At 37.7% G+C, this 16,371-nt stretch carries 15 protein-coding genes; 5 read left to right on the forward strand and 10 right to left on the reverse strand.

What is annotated here, in order from left to right:
- Positions 1–19: 19 nt before the first annotated feature.
- Positions 20–331 (reverse strand): DUF4298 domain-containing protein, encoded by a 312-nt coding sequence (locus V757_RS18095; RefSeq protein WP_023949789.1) that lies wholly within the window; start codon positions 329–331, stop codon positions 20–22.
- A 74-nt stretch (positions 332–405) separates the two neighbouring features.
- On the opposite strand from V757_RS18095, the gene V757_RS18100 reads away from it, so the two are divergent.
- A complete protein-coding gene (locus V757_RS18100) occupies positions 406–1,107 on the forward strand; it encodes a fumarylacetoacetate hydrolase family protein (protein ID WP_023949791.1) in 702 nt (233 codons plus the stop codon).
- A gap of 237 nt (positions 1,108–1,344) precedes the next feature.
- Here V757_RS18100 and V757_RS18105 read toward each other — a convergent pair whose 3' ends face one another.
- The gene (locus tag V757_RS18105; RefSeq protein WP_023949793.1) at positions 1,345–1,710 is read right to left on the reverse strand and encodes a rhodanese-like domain-containing protein; all 366 of its coding nucleotides are present in this window, start codon (positions 1,708–1,710) and stop codon (positions 1,345–1,347) included.
- A 169-nt stretch (positions 1,711–1,879) separates the two neighbouring features.
- Between V757_RS18105 and asd the strand changes: the two genes are divergently transcribed.
- The 3 genes from asd (at position 1,880) to V757_RS18120 (ending at position 6,022) form a co-directional block, all read left to right on the forward strand.
- Positions 1,880–2,776: an archaetidylserine decarboxylase gene (gene asd, locus V757_RS18110; protein ID WP_023949795.1), complete on the forward strand. Its 897-nt coding sequence runs from the start codon at positions 1,880–1,882 to the stop codon at positions 2,774–2,776.
- Between the two features lie 70 nt (positions 2,777–2,846).
- Entirely contained in the window at positions 2,847–4,241 is a 1,395-nt protein-coding gene (trhP, locus tag V757_RS18115; RefSeq protein ID WP_023949797.1) for a prephenate-dependent tRNA uridine(34) hydroxylase TrhP, read from the forward strand.
- Positions 4,242–4,306: 65 nt separating this feature from the next.
- Positions 4,307–6,022, forward strand: a complete 1,716-nt coding sequence (locus V757_RS18120; protein ID WP_023949799.1) for a DUF262 domain-containing protein — start codon at positions 4,307–4,309, stop codon at positions 6,020–6,022.
- 1 nt (position 6,023) lies between these two features.
- On the opposite strand, the gene V757_RS18125 is transcribed toward V757_RS18120, so the two are convergent.
- The 4 genes from V757_RS18125 to pgaB all read right to left on the reverse strand — a co-directional run bounded on the left by V757_RS18125 (position 6,024) and on the right by pgaB (position 11,288).
- The gene (locus V757_RS18125) at positions 6,024–7,217 is read right to left on the reverse strand and encodes a sugar transporter (RefSeq protein ID WP_023949801.1); all 1,194 of its coding nucleotides are present in this window, start codon (positions 7,215–7,217) and stop codon (positions 6,024–6,026) included.
- Positions 7,218–7,386: 169 nt separating this feature from the next.
- On the reverse strand, positions 7,387–7,866 hold the full coding sequence (pgaD, locus tag V757_RS18130; RefSeq protein WP_023949803.1) for a poly-beta-1,6-N-acetyl-D-glucosamine biosynthesis protein PgaD: 480 nt from the start codon (positions 7,864–7,866) through the stop codon (positions 7,387–7,389).
- 114 nt (positions 7,867–7,980) lie between these two features.
- Positions 7,981–9,165, reverse strand: a complete 1,185-nt coding sequence (gene pgaC / locus V757_RS18135) for a poly-beta-1,6-N-acetyl-D-glucosamine synthase (RefSeq protein ID WP_245586954.1) — start codon at positions 9,163–9,165, stop codon at positions 7,981–7,983.
- Positions 9,166–9,170: 5 nt separating this feature from the next.
- Positions 9,171–11,288 carry a poly-beta-1,6-N-acetyl-D-glucosamine N-deacetylase PgaB gene (pgaB, locus tag V757_RS18140; protein ID WP_023949805.1) on the reverse strand — a complete coding sequence of 706 codons (2,118 nt, stop codon included), beginning with the start codon at positions 11,286–11,288 and terminating at the stop codon, positions 9,171–9,173.
- A 334-nt stretch (positions 11,289–11,622) separates the two neighbouring features.
- On the opposite strand from pgaB, the gene V757_RS18145 reads away from it, so the two are divergent.
- The gene (locus V757_RS18145; RefSeq protein WP_023949807.1) at positions 11,623–13,209 is read left to right on the forward strand and encodes an inorganic phosphate transporter; all 1,587 of its coding nucleotides are present in this window, start codon (positions 11,623–11,625) and stop codon (positions 13,207–13,209) included.
- Between the two features lie 126 nt (positions 13,210–13,335).
- On the opposite strand, the gene V757_RS18150 is transcribed toward V757_RS18145, so the two are convergent.
- The 4 genes from V757_RS18150 to V757_RS18165 all read right to left on the reverse strand — a co-directional run bounded on the left by V757_RS18150 (position 13,336) and on the right by V757_RS18165 (position 16,046).
- Complete coding sequence (locus V757_RS18150; protein ID WP_023949808.1) at positions 13,336–13,848, reverse strand: exonuclease domain-containing protein; 513 nt, start codon at positions 13,846–13,848, stop codon at positions 13,336–13,338.
- Positions 13,849–14,006: 158 nt separating this feature from the next.
- Positions 14,007–14,594, reverse strand: coding sequence for a hypothetical protein (locus V757_RS18155; protein ID WP_023949810.1), 588 nt, complete (start codon positions 14,592–14,594; stop codon positions 14,007–14,009).
- Between the two features lie 8 nt (positions 14,595–14,602).
- Complete coding sequence (locus V757_RS18160; protein WP_023949811.1) at positions 14,603–15,601, reverse strand: AAA family ATPase; 999 nt, start codon at positions 15,599–15,601, stop codon at positions 14,603–14,605.
- A complete protein-coding gene (locus V757_RS18165; protein ID WP_023949812.1) occupies positions 15,582–16,046 on the reverse strand; it encodes an AAA family ATPase in 465 nt (154 codons plus the stop codon). The genes V757_RS18160 and V757_RS18165 overlap by 20 nt, the downstream gene beginning before the upstream one ends.
- Between the last annotated feature and the right edge of the window lie 325 nt (positions 16,047–16,371).

The following is a 16,371-nucleotide window of genomic DNA, read 5'->3' on the forward strand; positions in this document are numbered from 1 at the left end:
TATTAAGCCGTTCTAAGTATCAGTCCTTTGGATCAACCACTTGCATCCCTAGCCTGATCCAATCCCAAGCTAAACTGTGTTGCTCTCCTATGGCGTCAAATATCGCATCTTCACTCATAATGCTATATTCACCTTCGGTAGCTAATGAAACATTTACGTCTTGCTTCTCGATTTGTTCGTAATAGTGTAGATAGTCACGCTCATAAAAATCTTTTATCGTTTGCATAATTTGCATACTGTGTCGCCACTCTTCTTGTGCTGCCTCAAGTTTTGGTTGAAGAGCTAGCCATTGACGATACAGTTGTTGAATTTCATTGATTTTTTCTTGCATATGTTTCTCCTAAACATATCGTTATTGTAGAGTAAAATACAATTCTCACCAAGCCCCTTTGTTTAGGATATATTATGAACACGACTTTATTATTTGATGCCCCACCACCGGTCTTACTTCCTATAAAAGGCAGTGATCAATTATTCCCCGTAAACCGTGCTTTTTGCATTGGGCGTAGTTATGCAGCTCATGCGGCAGAAATGGGGTCAAGTGTGGATAAAACTAAACAAGATCCTTTTTTCTTTCTTAAAGCGGCAAGCCATATTATTGGATCAGGTAAGACAATTCAGTTTCCTACTGAAACGGCTAACTTACACCATGAAGTAGAGTTAGTAGTATGCTTTGATAAACCAGCTTTTCGAGTAACACCAGAGCAAGCCCTTGCTAGTGTGTATGGTTATGCGGTGGGTCTGGACTTAACACGTAGAGATTTGCAAGCTAAGGCAAAAGAAAAAGGTTTGCCTTGGGATTATGCAAAAAACTTTGAAGAAGCTGGTGTGGTTGGGCTAATTACGCCAAAAACACAAGTGCCTGCGATTGAGCAATCTCGTATTAGTCTGGAAATCAATGGTCAAGTGCGTCAAGATGGTAATACCAACGATTTGATTTGGAGTTTGGCAGAGTTAATTAGTTATATCTCTAAGTTTTACCATATCCAAGCCGGTGATTTATTGTTCACTGGTACGCCAGAAGGTGTAGGTGCTATCCAGCCGGGTGATAGCTTAGTGGGTAAAATTGATGGGCTGGAGAATTTAACGCTTCAATTTGAACGTTAAGCGAGATTATCCATTTACGATTTAACTTTTTGTGAAAGAGGGCTTCTTAGTTAGCCCTCCTCAAACGCAGTGACTTTTTCTTGTTTTGACGTTGACGTGTAGCTTTTTAAGTATCAACTCATTGATCAAGTATGTGCTTACAATCATACAGTCTGCACGTCAAAGTACTACTTATAGAGAGCCTGAAAGTAACCTCTCTATTGTGGTAATAAATAAACGTGGTAACAAATAAACCGTTTATTCAAAACCTGCTTTTTTAAGATCCGCAAAACCACCAATATTATGTACTTGTGTATAACCTAGGCTTTCAAGAGTCTCTTTGGCACGTTGCGAACGATTTCCTGTTCGGCAGTATAGATAAATAGGGGCGTTTTTATTGGTTGTGATGGTATGGATTTTATTGGCAATATCATCTACTGGAATATGGATGGCTTTATTTAAATGACCTTCCTCAAATTCTGCTTGTGTACGAACATCAATGAGATAATTTGTTTTGATAGCCTCTTTAGTTTCTACTGATGGTGCTTCTACTTGGGCATTTACCACAGGTGTTGTGAGGAATAGTCCTGACACAATAAGACTGGCGATAACTAAATGTTTCATAATGGCCTCCTCCCAAAGAGTATGTGAATAGAATAAACATATTGTAGAAAAAATGTCATCATCATGGCGAAAATAGATTGTTGTTAGTAATTATTTTTCTCTGGAAAATAATCATCCTATACGTTATACAATATGCCTATATGCTTTTATATGAATGAAGGAAATGGATATGTCAATGTTAAATCCCTATGCTAAGCCTAGCTATGTACAACGTTTAAAAATAGCTTTGCATTATGTGCTACCACAATTAGCTATTACTCAATTAGCAGGGTGGTTTGCAAATAAACAATGGGGATCATTGACACATACGGCGATTAAGTTATTTGTCCAAAATTATAAAGTCGACTTATCCGAAGCGGTTAAGCAGCAGCCTAGTGATTATGCGAGTTTTAATGAGTTTTTTATTCGTCCACTCAAGGAAGGGGCGCGTCCAATAGTGCAGGATCCACAAGACTTGTGTTTGCCTGCTGATGGTCGAGTAAGTGAGGTTGGTGAGATTGTGAATCATCAATTAATTCAAGCAAAAGGACATTTTTTTACCTTAGAAAGCTTATTGGCGGATGATAAGGAATTGGCGCAGTCATTTGAAGATGGAGAGTTTTTAACTATTTATTTGTCTCCTCGAGATTATCACCGTGTACATATGCCTTGTGACGGAACATTACGCAAAATGATTTATGTACCGGGAGAGTTATTTTCAGTCAATCCTTTTTTAGCCGAACACGTCCCGAATCTATTTGCTCGTAACGAACGCGTTATTTGTGTATTTGATACGGCTTTTGGCCCTATGGTTCAAATTCTTGTAGGAGCAACAGTAACGGCAAGTATGAGTACAATATGGGCTGGTATTATTAATCCACCACGAACTCAAGATGTTAGAGTATGGGACTACCCTTCAAGTGGAGACGGTGTTGTTGCCTTGAAAAAAGGACAAGAAATGGGAGCCTTCCAATTGGGCTCTACCGTGATTAATCTATTCCCTAAAAATACTATTGATTTAAATCTTAATTTGCGTGCAGGCGTCCCCACAAAAATGGGTGAAAGATTAGGTACCTTAAAGTCTTAATTTTGTGTAAATGCTAAAATTAAGCATCAGTCGAAATCCCTTCGATTGACTTGCTTATAGATATTTATATATGAAATCTCCAGAATTACTATTACCAGCAGGTGGCTTGGATCGTATGCGAGCCGCCTTTGATTTTGGCGCGGATGCTGTTTATGCAGGTCAGCCCCGTTATTCTTTGCGTGCAAGAAATAATGAATTCGTTCGCTTTGACAAAATGAAACAAGCGATTGATGAAGCACATGCACGAGGAAAAAAATTCTTTGTGGCGAGTAATATTCTCCCGCACAATTCTAAGCTCAAAACCTATCTTGATGATTTAGTGCCTATTATGGAAATGAAGCCTGATGCACTTATCATGGCAGATCCAGGCTTAATTATGAAGACGAAAGAGCGTTGGCCAGAGGCGGTAATTCATTTGTCGGTACAAGCCAATACGACCAACTATTGGGGGGTTCAATTTTGGCAAAAAATGGGCGTTGAGAGAATTATTCTATCGCGCGAATTATCTCTTGATGAAGTTGAAGAAATTCGTCAAGAATGTCCTGATATGGAGCTCGAGGTCTTTGTTCATGGGGCATTATGTATTGCCTATTCTGGACGTTGTTTATTATCAGGTTATTTTAATCAACGAGATCCTAACCAAGGAACATGTACTAATTCCTGTCGCTGGGATTACAAAGTTCACCCAAGCCAAGAGAGTGACGCTGGTGATGCACAACTATTAGGTGGATTTGATTTTAATAAAATGCAAGAAGAAGCAAACGCTAGCTTTGCTGCTTGTGGTGGTGCAGAGCGTCATCCTTTAGCGGATCAAGTTTATCTATTAGAGGAAGGCAATCGCCCAGGTCAGTATATGCCGATTATGGAAGATGAGCATGGTACTTATATCATGAACTCAAAAGACTTACGTGCTATTGAACAAGTAGAGCGATTAGTCAAAATTGGTGTAGATTCACTCAAGGTTGAAGGGCGTACTAAATCCATTTATTATGTTGCACGTGTTGCACAAGCTTATCGTAAAGCGATTGATGATGCCGTAGCAGGGCGTTCGTTTAACCCTGAATTATTGGCTGATCTTGATGGCTTAGCAAATCGTGGCTATACACCAGGCTTTTTAGAGCGTCATCAAACCCAAGAATATCAAAACTACTTACACGGTTACTCGATCTCTAAGCAAAGTCAGTTTGCAGGTATTGTGACTGATGTTGATGCAGACGGATGGGCGACAGTAGAGGTCAAAAACCGTTTTGCTGTTGGCGATACATTAGAGGTTATTCATCCCCAAGGCAATGAGCTTATTAGAGTTGAGCAGATTATCAAGGATGATTTACCCATAGATGTTGCACCGGGTAATGGTATTCAAGTGCGTATCCCTCATATGCAAGGTAAGGAAAAAGCAATATTGGCGCGTATCCTTGATGATCAGGCTAAAGCGAAAGTCGAAGAGCTGATTGCGGGTAAATAATTGAGAGTTTAAGGTCTCCCACGGTTTAATTTCAATCAATATATCCAATTTATGAGGTACTTAAAATGACAAGTACAAATTTTAAAACGGAAAATAATACGTTTCGAAAATTAATAGGAAATGGTCTAGTCTATCGAATTCCTAGATTTCAACGTGACTATAGTTGGGAATCAGAACAGTGGGAGGATTTATGGGAGGATATATTAGTTGTTGTTAATAAGCAAGAAAATGCTCATTACATGGGTTATTTAGTTTTGCAGTCTAATGATGATAAGGTTTTCGATGTTATTGATGGTCAGCAACGATTAACAACCTTGAGTATTGTTGTATTAGCTATTCTTAAAAATATACAAAGACTAGTTGATGAAGGAATCCATGCAGGGGCAAATAGTCAACGATTAACTCAAATAAGTCAAACCTATATTGGTTACTTAGATCCAGTTACTCTTGTTGCTCGTCCTAAACTCACACTTAATAGAAATAATAATGACTATTTTCAGACTTATTTAGTTCCGTTAAGAGAGTTGCCTAGGCGCGGTTTTCGAGCCTCTGAACATTTGTTACGTAGGGCTTTTGAATGGTTTGATAGACAAGTATCTAACTATATTAAAGGCTTTTCTGATGTAGATGTTGGCCAGACACTTGCTCAACTTGTAGAGGATATTAGTGATCGTTTGTTCTTTACGGTGATTACGGTGGCTGATGAATTAAATGCTTATAAAGTGTTTGAAACCTTGAATGCTCGAGGAGTAAGGCTATCCTCGACAGATTTATTAAAAAACTATTTGTTTTCTGTATTAGATAAACCCACTGAGCATCCTCATGAGATAGATGCTTTAGAGGCAAGATGGGAGGGTATTGTTAATCGATTACAGTCAGATAATTTTTCTGATTTTTTAAAGATTCATTGGAATAGCCGTTACAAGTTTGTGAGGCATCAAGATTTATTTAAAACTATTCGAAGTTTTATTAAAGATAGAAAAGATGTGTTCTCTTTACTAAAAGGTATGGAAGATGATTTGGATAATTATTTAGCATTAACCTCTCCTGAGCTATCTTCTTGGAGTACCGAAGATAAAGAGTCAGCAACTATCCTAAAAATGTTGCGTGTTCGGCAGCCATTCTCCTTACTATTGGTGGCAAGAAATAAATTTAATGATAAGAGTTTTACACAGTTATTTAATGCTATTGTGATTATTTCACTACGCTACAATACAATTGGTGCTTATAGTCCAAATGAGCAAGATAGGGTCTATAATGATATCGCAGGGAGGTTAAGTTCAGGGTCAATTGATTCCATTAATCAGGTATGGAGTTTTTTAAAGAAAATCTATATTGATGATAAGCGGTTTAAGAATGATTTTTCTGAAAAATCTATAAAAACAACGGATTCTCGTAGTAGAAAAATTGTGAAATTTATCTTATGTGGTATTGAACGACATATATCAGGTAGTGATTTGGATTATATGAGTGATAACTTGACGATTGAACATGTGTTGCCACAGAATGCTTTTGATGATTGGGAGGGTTTTAATCATCAGCAAGTAACAGAGATGATTTATCGTCTTGGTAATTTATTGTTATTGCCTGCTTCAGTGAATAAGCTGTTGGGCGATGATAGCTACATCAATAAACGAGAGAAGTATTTACATAGTTCTATAGGATTAACTCGTCAATTTGCACAAGAAAACGAGAGCTGGTCACCAGAGAAGATGGCTGCTTGGCAGACATGGTTAGCTAAACAAGCAGTATCTATTTGGCGAGTTGATCAATTAGCGTAGATTAATTGTTGTTCTTCAATACCCATATATGCCTTGTCACCATTAAGAAAAAGACGAGAGCAGTAAAGACAAAAACAGCACCGACATGAGCCGTATGTAAAACACCGAGATGGTCTAATACCAAACTACCTACAAAAGCCCCACCACCAATACCGATATTAAATGTACCAGAGTAGATGGCGGTAGCTAAATCGGCAGCATCAGCTGCCACTTCAAGCACTTTTGTCTGTAGGCTCATGGCAATCAGCGTGATGGCAATACCCCAACCAAGGGCCACGAGTAGCATTGTCCATGCATGACTTTGTGCATATTCTAAACAAAGTAAGCATATTAAGAGAAGTCCAGCACCCATTGTATAGGTATGAATAGCTGTCTTACGAATGAGTTTTGTAAATAAAATACTGCCAAAAATACCTGCCACACCCATCGTAAATAAGATAATGATGACAAATTGCTCATCAAATCTACCCACTTCTCGCAGATAGGGGGTGATATAAGTGTAAGCAGCAAAATATCCCGTAATGGTTAATGCAGTAAGCAAAAAGGCTTGCATTAATGTAGCTCGTTTTAAAAGTTTAGGGAGAGACTTTAAATCGCCTGCATTTTGGCTAGGGGCTTTAGGGAGATATTTGATAAGTAGTAACATTACCAGAACAGCGATACTTGCAATGCTATAGAACGTGATACGCCAACCAAAATGTTGCCCAATAGCAGTGCCAAGAGGAACACCTAAAATGGTGGCTAGTGAAGATCCTGTCACAATAAATGCTAATGCTTTAGCACGATTACCTTCTGGCGCAAGTCGCATAGCAAGGGGAATACTGATTGACCAGAAAATGGCATGAGCACATGCAATGAGGAGACGACTCAGAGTCAGAATATTATATGACCATGCTACAGCTGAGAAAATATGGGCAATGATAAAAATAATGAATAAACTAATTAGTAATTTTTTGCGCTCTACCGTACCTACGGCTAGTGTGAGTGGAATAGAGAGAATAGTCACAGACCATGCATAGATAGTCATTAGTAGCCCTGTTTGTGACTCAGGGACATTGAGTGATTGAGCAATACTGGGCAATAAACCAATCGGTACAAATTCAGTGGTATTAAAAATAAAAGCCGCAAAGGCAAATAAAGCCACTACAAACCAAGACTGATTGTTTGGGGATGATGGATTAACAGGGGAAATCATTGGATGACGTAAATAAAGGTGTGATAAGAGAGAATCACTTATAAATAATAAACTTAATTAAATTGAATGAATAGAAGTTTAACGCAAATTTGTTTAAGGAGAGTTAAAAGTAATCCTAGGAACTAGGCTTGTATATGCATTGCTAACGATGTTTCACATGGATAGTCACCTATTTCTGTACTGGTGTTCCAATCTCAAGATTGATAATTTTACCTGAATCATCATGATAGATCGTGATAGTCTGAGCATGTTGTGCATTGTTTAAGTTGTCTGTCTTAAGGTCAAAATAGTTAGCATAATCTTCTAGTTTATAGACAGTCTTATGGTAATCACGTTGACGGCGACTGATTTTATTAATAATAATTAACAATAAAGAAGTACCTATTAGCATCTCTAAGGCATGGGTAAATGTCAGCGAATCAACTTGATTGAGGATACTATTAATCAACTTATCCTCATCTTGATCTACCTTAAAAATTTTCCATAGAATAAGGAAAAAAGGTTTCCACAAATATAACCAAAAACACCAGAGCAAAATGGTCAATATATCAGAATACAAACGTTTTTTATAAGGTAAGGACTTACGCTGATTAATAATTAATGCATTGTTTTTTTCAGGAGTCTGTAGAGAAGAGTTATGTTCTTTCATGATAATCTCTAGTGGTTAATGGTTTGATGTGCACCACGATCTGGACTAACCCAGCGAGCCCTTACTTTTTTGCCAAATAATACTTTGGGAAATGCCCAAAAAGTTGTACTTAGACTAATCATCCAATAAACAATAGGATACCAAATCATCCAGAAATAATTTTTGCCTTAAACCTTGATCATAGTGTGAGTCTATCCATTTACTGACGGCAAATTGGAGTAAACAGGTGCTAATTAAAATCACGCTAGTTTGGTTAGGAAGAATAGGGGCATTTGTAAATAGTAAGTCTAATTCAGTATTTGTAAATGTCGTAAAGAGATAAAGAACGCCTACAAGAACCATAGCATACGTCCAGATTAAACTTAGCACTAATTCAACCATTAGCGGCCACATAAAACTTTGACGAGGGTGTAGTAGGACAAAAATGTTTTTGAACATGACTTGAATGCCACCCATTGCCCAGCGTAAACGTTGTTTCCATAGACCTTTGAGTGTTTCTGGCATAAGAATCCAGACTAAGGCACGAGGCTCAAAACGGACATCCCATCCAGCACGTTGTAGTTTCCAAGTGATATCAATGTCCTCGGTTAACATATCAGGACTCCAATACTTCACTTGATGGACGGCAGATTTACGAAAGGCAGTGATAACGCCTGATACAGTGAATAGTCGCCCCAAAGTACGTTGTGCACGTTTGATAATCCCAATGATTGATGAAAACTCACCGACTTGAATTTTGCCAAGTAAGGTAGTGCGATTGCGAATGCGAGGATTACCTGTCACTGCGGCCACATTTGACGCTTCTATGAAATGACGTACCATCCAGTAGGCACAATTTTTATCAATCAACGCATCGCCATCGATAGCGATCAAAAATTCATATTGAGCCACTAGACTACCTGCTTGTAATGCCATTGCTTTACCTTGATTGGCAGCGAGATTGACTACTTTTAATTTGGGGTTGTCAGGCATCATACTGAGTAAGATTGCAAGCGTATTATCTTTACTTCCATCATTAACGGCAATGACCTCAAAAGTAGGGTAGTTAAGTGCTAGTGCGTGAGTAATTGTCTCTTGAACATTAAGCCCCTCGTTATAGCAGGGTATTAGAATACTCACCCCCGGTAAATTGTCTGGTAGATTTTGGGGAAGATCTTGCTTTAAGGAACGATACTCATTTCTAAAATAAAAAAATATGGCACCAAACATCCATAAAAAGGACATAAAGAGGGGATAGAAAAAAATAAAACCAAGCAGATAATGCCAAACAATTTGTAAAACATGAGAATTAAAAAGCATGGTGACTACCCCTTCTTGTTTTTAGGTGTTTGACTTATACGATATGGTCTTTCAGCAAAGACATCAAAGGTCGCTTTTTGATTTGGGTTATTAATAAAGACATTATCTGGATAATAGGCAATATGATTAATTCCCATGTCATATAAATCACGGATAGTTTGAGTAAATTCTTCCGTTGGTAATGGTTGACTATCCTTTCGCCAATCAACAGTTTGTAATTCCATCACTGTTTTTTCAACACCACATTTTTCGGCTTTAACTCGATCGACAATATCTTTATAAAACTGTTTATGATCTTTTGCCTGTTCCATATACGGCATAGCCATAATGGCGGTAAAGTCATAATGACGAATAGATTTTGATAGGGACTGTGCATACCATTCAGGCGCATTAGGGTTAAGGGCTACTTGTGCATATAAATTACGTGCTGTTTTTAATCCCGGTTGCTCAGTGGCTAGTTTTTTAGCTAAATGGTTAGCAAAACGATCAAGATAATCAATTTTCAAATTTGTCCACCGGGCAAAACTTTTTTTGTCTGCTCGAATACCAGCAACAGTACTAGGTAAGCCCCATTTTTTGTATTGTGCTCTTGCCCATGGGCTATCATCCTCAAAGTCAGAAAGTGTTATATCATCATGGAAAAGCACACCATTAATAGAGCTATATCGTCCTAAACTTTGATAAACCTTGGTAATTAACTCACGTACTTCAGGAGAAAAAGGACTTAAGCGTGGATAACCCATATTTAAATGCTGGCCATCTTTACCTATAGCAACAACTTTATTCTTGGAAATAGGGTTATTTTTAGGTAATTCCCATGCAATTAATGGCATCCATGCATATACCTTACTTACAGGTGTACGTGTTTGAATTTGCCAAGCAACCCGATTAAATAAATCCTGTTTCATGGGAATATAAGGGTTAGGGAAATAAACAGCATCTGCCGCACCGTTTGCATCTGCATCCGCAAAGGCTTGTAAATAAACAGTATTTACGCCCAACCCTTGTAAACGATCCAAAAGAGCACTCAGATTTGTTTCTTCTTGCTCAGGGTTGGGGTCATAAATATAGTCTAAGTCAATATGAGCTGCTCTAACAACACGATCCTCACTATTAGAATTAGCATTCCGAAAATTAATTTCGTCTTTTAATCCTTCAATGGTGAAATCTTTTTCGACTAATACTCGGCGAAGCCCCCATAAAGGAGTATGAACCGTATTACTACCGTCATCCAAAGTTAAGCCAGCAGGCATACCTAATTCAGCGGCAATTGTGCGAGATTCGATATTATAGCGTCCATAAGGCCATACCACGACTTTAGGCACATGACCCGTGTATGACTTTAAGAAATCATTATTTTCTTTAAGGTCAGCAGTGATTCGTTTTTTGTAATTAATTTCACTTTCATAGTGACCATTGCTATATTGCCGTGTAGTGACGGCTGGTTGCAAATTACCTTGCGGATTACCTTGGGTACCGTCATGCATCGCAAAAGTATGACTACCTAAAGTAAGCAAACCACTTTCAAGCATTTCTTTTAACTGAGTTTGTGAGAGAAAGAAATTTCTGTCCGTATGACCTTTATCAAAGTTTTTCACTAAGCCAGATTCCACTTTTAACCATGAACCTACCAAGGCATCCACAAAGGGAATATGGAATTTTTTTAGGACTGGCCAAGCATTATCATAGACAGAACGATAACCGTCATCAAAGGTAATCATGACGGCTTTAGTTGGTAGGGGGGTATGATGCATTTTATAAGCAATGACGTCATCAATACTCACAAAATGATAGCCATTGTCATGTAACCATTGCATCTGAGCAGCAAAATTTTCAGGGGAAACCGCATAGGTGGTATCAATTGCTTTATCTTCTGATGTTATTTCATGATAACTCAGGATAGTGACTTCATTGGGGCTCTGGTCGGGAGTACAAACATTACTAAGAGTTTCGTCAAACTCTAATAAATTGTCATCATTCACATAAACAGCTTGATCTGATGCTGTGTTAGCAGTGTTAGCTATGTTAGCGTCATCAATAGTGGTGGCAAATACGGAATTTATCAAAAGGCTAGTGCTGATAACAGCATAAATGCAAGACACTTTTAGTGCATTTTTGAGCATAAAAATCCCTGAAAAAGGAGTGTGGATTGTGTATAAAAATTACTCAGATTTTAGCAATGAGATTTTATATGAAGACATAAAAAAGTGATATTTTATTTTTTGAGATTTGTTGTATTTGTAGTACGTTGAAATGAGATTTTAATACGTAGGATTTAGCTCGAGGAAATAGGGATATTTTTTCTGATTATTTTTATGGTGATTATGAAAAACGCATTGATTGAGAAACAAAATTCAACTTGTAGTGAATAAGCCTCTAAAAACGAAATGATTTTTCAACGCTAAGGCGATAAATACAGTAAAATATATGACATCTTGTTTCAATAAGACCTCATTTATGAAAACGACTACAGCCACACAAACACCCCCCATTGTTAGTTTTGTTTTTGCTGCCACTCTAATCGGGATGGTGGCTTATTTTTTATTCTGGGGTTTAGGTTATACCAATGGCAACCATCCTACGCTGTTTGTCTTAGCGACATTGTTTGGCGTATTTATGGCATTCAATATTGGTGGAAATGACGTAGCTAACTCTTTTGGGACGAGTGTAGGGGCTGGTACATTAACAGTTCCTCAGGCCTTAGGTGTTGCGGCTGTATTTGAGGTATCAGGTGCTGTTATTGCGGGTGGTGAGGTTACTAAAACTATTCGTTCAGGCATTGTTGATTTACAGGTCTTACAAGTCCAGCCAATGGACTTTATTTTTATCATGATGTCTGCGCTACTCGCGGCGGCATTGTGGTTGTTGTTTGCGACGAAAAAAGGTTGGCCCGTATCTACGACCCATTCCATTATTGGGGGGATTGTGGGGAGCTCATTAGCATTAGGCTTTTTGCTGACAGATGGCTATTCGAGTTTATCTATTGTGAAATGGAGCAAAATTGGTGAAATTGCTATTTCTTGGGTGTTGTCACCAGCACTAGGTGGCATTATGTCGTTTATTCTTTTCAAGCAAATCAAAACTTATGTATTAGATTACAACGATAAGGTTGATTTACAACTCAAAGATTTAAAACGAGAGAAAAAACAGCATAAAGAAAATCACCGTATTAAATTTGAAAATTTATCAGCTCATGAGCAAGTAGTGGTCGCTTCGGCAATGGCTAGAGATGCACAAACCTATAGTGAAAGAGATAATTTAGAAGAGGAAATAGAATTAGAGTCTGAATACTATAAAGGGTTGTATGCTCTAGAGAAGCGTCGCGTTTCACTCGATGCTTACAAGGCATTGCAACACTGGGTACCATTAATTTCTAGCCTTGGTATTATGATGATTGCTGCCATGCTATTGTTTAAGGGATTAAATAATCTTCAATTAGGCCTCACAGTATTACATAATTTCTTAATTGTTGGTATGGTGGGTGCTTTGGTGTGGATGGCAACCTATATTTATGCGAGAACGCTCAAACACAAAGACTTAGCTAAATCGACTTTTATTATCTTTAGCTGGATGCAAGTATTTACCGCTGCAGGATTTGCATTCAGTCATGGTGCTAATGATATTGCTAATGCTATTGGTCCTTTTGCCGCCATCATGGATGTGATCCGTACAGGGGAAATATCTTCTAGTGCTGCCATTCCACCTGTTGTCATGATTACTTTTGGTATCGCATTGATTGTGGGGCTATGGTTTATCGGTAAAGAAGTAATTCAAACAGTAGGAACAAACCTAGCCGCGATGCACCCAGCGTCAGGCTTTACCGCAGAACTAACAGCCGCTACCGTGGTGATGTTGGCGTCTTTATTGGGCCTACCAGTATCTAGTACGCATATCTTAGTAGGTGCCGTGCTGGGTATTGGTATGGTGAATAAGAATGCCAATTGGCAATTGATGAAACCCATTGCGACAGCATGGGTAGTGACCTTGCCATCGGCTGCTATTATTGCGGTGCTTGTATTCCTAGGATTAAGATCAGTATTTTAATTAGCATGGGTATGACAGAGAGCCTTGCTACACTATGAATAATGCCTAATTGATAGGTTAATGAAAGTACAAGGCTACCTACTGCTGGCTCTTTTTTCTATTATCAAGCCCAAGCGAGTATAGATTCTATTTCCATACCGTTAATGACGTATCGGCTTCATAAAGAGCTTCGCAGAGAATTTCGCCACAAATAATGGCATCCTCTAGAGCATTATGATGCTTTTCTTGCTCCAGACCTAAAAATTCCGCCATTTTATTTAAGCTATAGCCACCTTTCGAAAATTGAGGCCAGACCTTACGCACGATGGTTGTGACATCATACCAATGAGCGACTTCAAGATCAGGATAATTACGTCGCATGACCTGTTTATCCAATAAACCATAAGAGACTACTTGCTGCCCCGCTAAATAGTGGGTTAGGCGTTCAGATAGCTCAGATTTTTTTGGGGCTTTATATGTTTGACGTGCTGTAATGCCATGAATCTTGATATTAAACGGAGAAAATAACTCCTCAGGATTAACTAACGTCTCCCATGTTTCAATAATATGATCCTCCTCGAAAATCGCAATACCCACCTGACAAAGAGAGGTGAGATTATTATTGGCCAGTTCAACATCAATAGAGACAAAATGAGTCATTGGGAAATAGAGAGGTAACTGTTAAGTAGATGTTAGTATTTTACGCTGAATCAATGCATGTTGAGGGAGAAATTGCTGGTATGAGAGGAAAGGATGGAGTAGACTTTTTGAAATTTACAATTTACAGCGCCAACTGATACTGTATAGTAACCGCTAATTTAGTGGTTAAGAGAGATATGTCTTGCATCAGCGTCACCGTTATGGTCTCGTTGAATTTTAATAAGTTGCGCTTCTTGATTGTAATTAAGTTCGATTTCACTGTGTGTCCAGTCATGACCATCGAACTTATTCACTTCGCCTACTAATGGTTTATTAATGACATAGCTTGATACATCAGGAGCTCTCATTTCATCTCTGCTATATACAATATAAGCTCTTATTTGGATGGGGTCATTTAATTGCAAGAGCTTGATAATCGCTAATGCTGATAAATGCATTCCTTCAAATTGTTTTTTGGCGGTATTCCATGCTCTTGTTCTTAAAGTGCTCTTCATTTCAATAAGATGTAAGAGATTGCCATGGGCCTGAAATGTTAGAAATGCCCCCTCAGCACAATGTCTGTTTTTAAGCGACCAGATTAATGGTGCTTTGTTTTGTGCTTTGATGGATAAAACAGGCTCTTTGGAGAAAAAAGTACACTTGCCCTTGCCTTGATCTTTTGTTTCTTCAAAATAGAAGTCACCTGTCTTAAAAGTAACAAAGTCTGAATTAAACAAATTTTCAAGTAACTCAACTGATGGTTGCATTTTTCCTCCTACTCAGATTCGTCAATTTTATTCAAAATATCAGTTGTTTCAAGTTGTAGGCTTTTTAACACCTCATTAAGTGATGGAGCAATAAACCCATATTTTGAGCAAGGAATATTTTTAACCATAGTTCTTCCTTCCTGATTAGTAAAATCGTACAGAGCTACCTTTTCCTCATCAATCATTTCATTGTCTTTAATGCCTAATTGATAGGGCATATTAGTCTCTTTGAGTCGATGCAATAAGATGAGGTTATTGAGTTGCTGCAAGAATGTATCACTATGGCTAGTTAATAAAACATGCGTGCCTTGATTAACAAGAGAAACAATAATTTTTGCTATATCTCGTTGTGCTGATAAATGTAGATGTGCTTCAGGCTCTTCAAAAATAAGAAACTCTGGGGCATTAAAAATGACATCAGAACAGAGAATATCAAATGCGGCTAATTCAGTGACTAATGATGAGGAAGCGGCCAAAGGCAAAGTTGATTTGAGATTTTTGGGGCGAAACTCAAAGGATGATTTTTCTTCATCAAAATTAATGGAACCTTCCATTAATTTAGTTAATGGCGTTTCTTCTGAATCAAGATGCCAAAGACCAAAGCGAGAGCTTCGATTAAGATCACTGATAAACTTTTTAATGGGTGCCGTGAGTTTAGATGAGTTTGAGCTCACCTCCTTATTAGATAAAAAGCTTAGTTGTGCATTATCTCGTTCAAGAGTGCTTTGAACGATATCATGTAATCCAAACATTAATCCAGTACGTGCAGCCGGAATATAGACATCTTGTTCTAGTAAATTCAGGTTTTGTTGGAAAGCAACAAGTTGTACTATTTTTCTTAGAATTGCGTTAGTTAAGCTGTCAATGATGGCATTATTTTTATTAAAAATAGTAGCGTTGTTTAGCGTATCATTGGGGATAGGAATAAGAAGTGTTTGATTTATTTGGTTTTTATTATCCACTTCAAAACAGATGTTTATTTTTTGGTTAAGATTTTTTGTCTTCATGATAAGTATCATTTAATGGTGTAGAAGGTTTTAAAGATAGGGTGACATTAAATGATTGATATGTTGGGATATCAAATTGTAATATTGCATGCTGAAAAAAGTCAGCACTAAAAGTGTTTGTTAGTAATGCGCTACCATTGCTGAGTAAGGTCTTTTGGATATCTTGTGCTAATGCTTCTAAGTCTTTAGCATCTAAAGTAAAAGAGGTTTTATTAAAATCTTTCCAGTTTTGTAAGACTGTATCTACGATGTTTTTGTAATGAGTATAAGTACTTTTTGATAGAAGAGCATTGACAGGTTGCGTTTTAATATAGCGAACGATAGACCAAATGGCACTTGCTGCATAAGTTTTGCCAGTGCCATTTTGACCAATAAAGATAGTTAATGGTTTTAGCTCAATATCAGCTGATGTAATTTTTCCAACGTTTTCTAAATGAAATTTCATTCTTAACCTGTGTGTTAATTAAGCTAGTATTGTCCAGAAATGTAATCTTGAAATCCAGACGATAGTTTCTGTATTGTAAACGTAAATGCGAGTAAATTGGTAATCTGAGGACTTTTATATCCACCCCTTAAAATACGCCCCATGAAAAGGGCTGTGGTAGTGCTAATGGTTATTTAGGTTGTAGGTTGGTCAAAATAAGTTGTTCATTAGGCAATCAATTAAAAAATTAGAGAGAAGCATATCTAATGCCGAGGCTAATTGCTATAATAAGCCTTAATTTTAAAATAGGTGTGTTGTCGCCTATTAGTCTTGAGTATTTTAGAAA

Source organism: Pelistega indica, from assembly GCF_000506865.1.
Lineage (GTDB): Bacteria > Pseudomonadota > Gammaproteobacteria > Burkholderiales > Burkholderiaceae_B > Taylorella > Taylorella indica.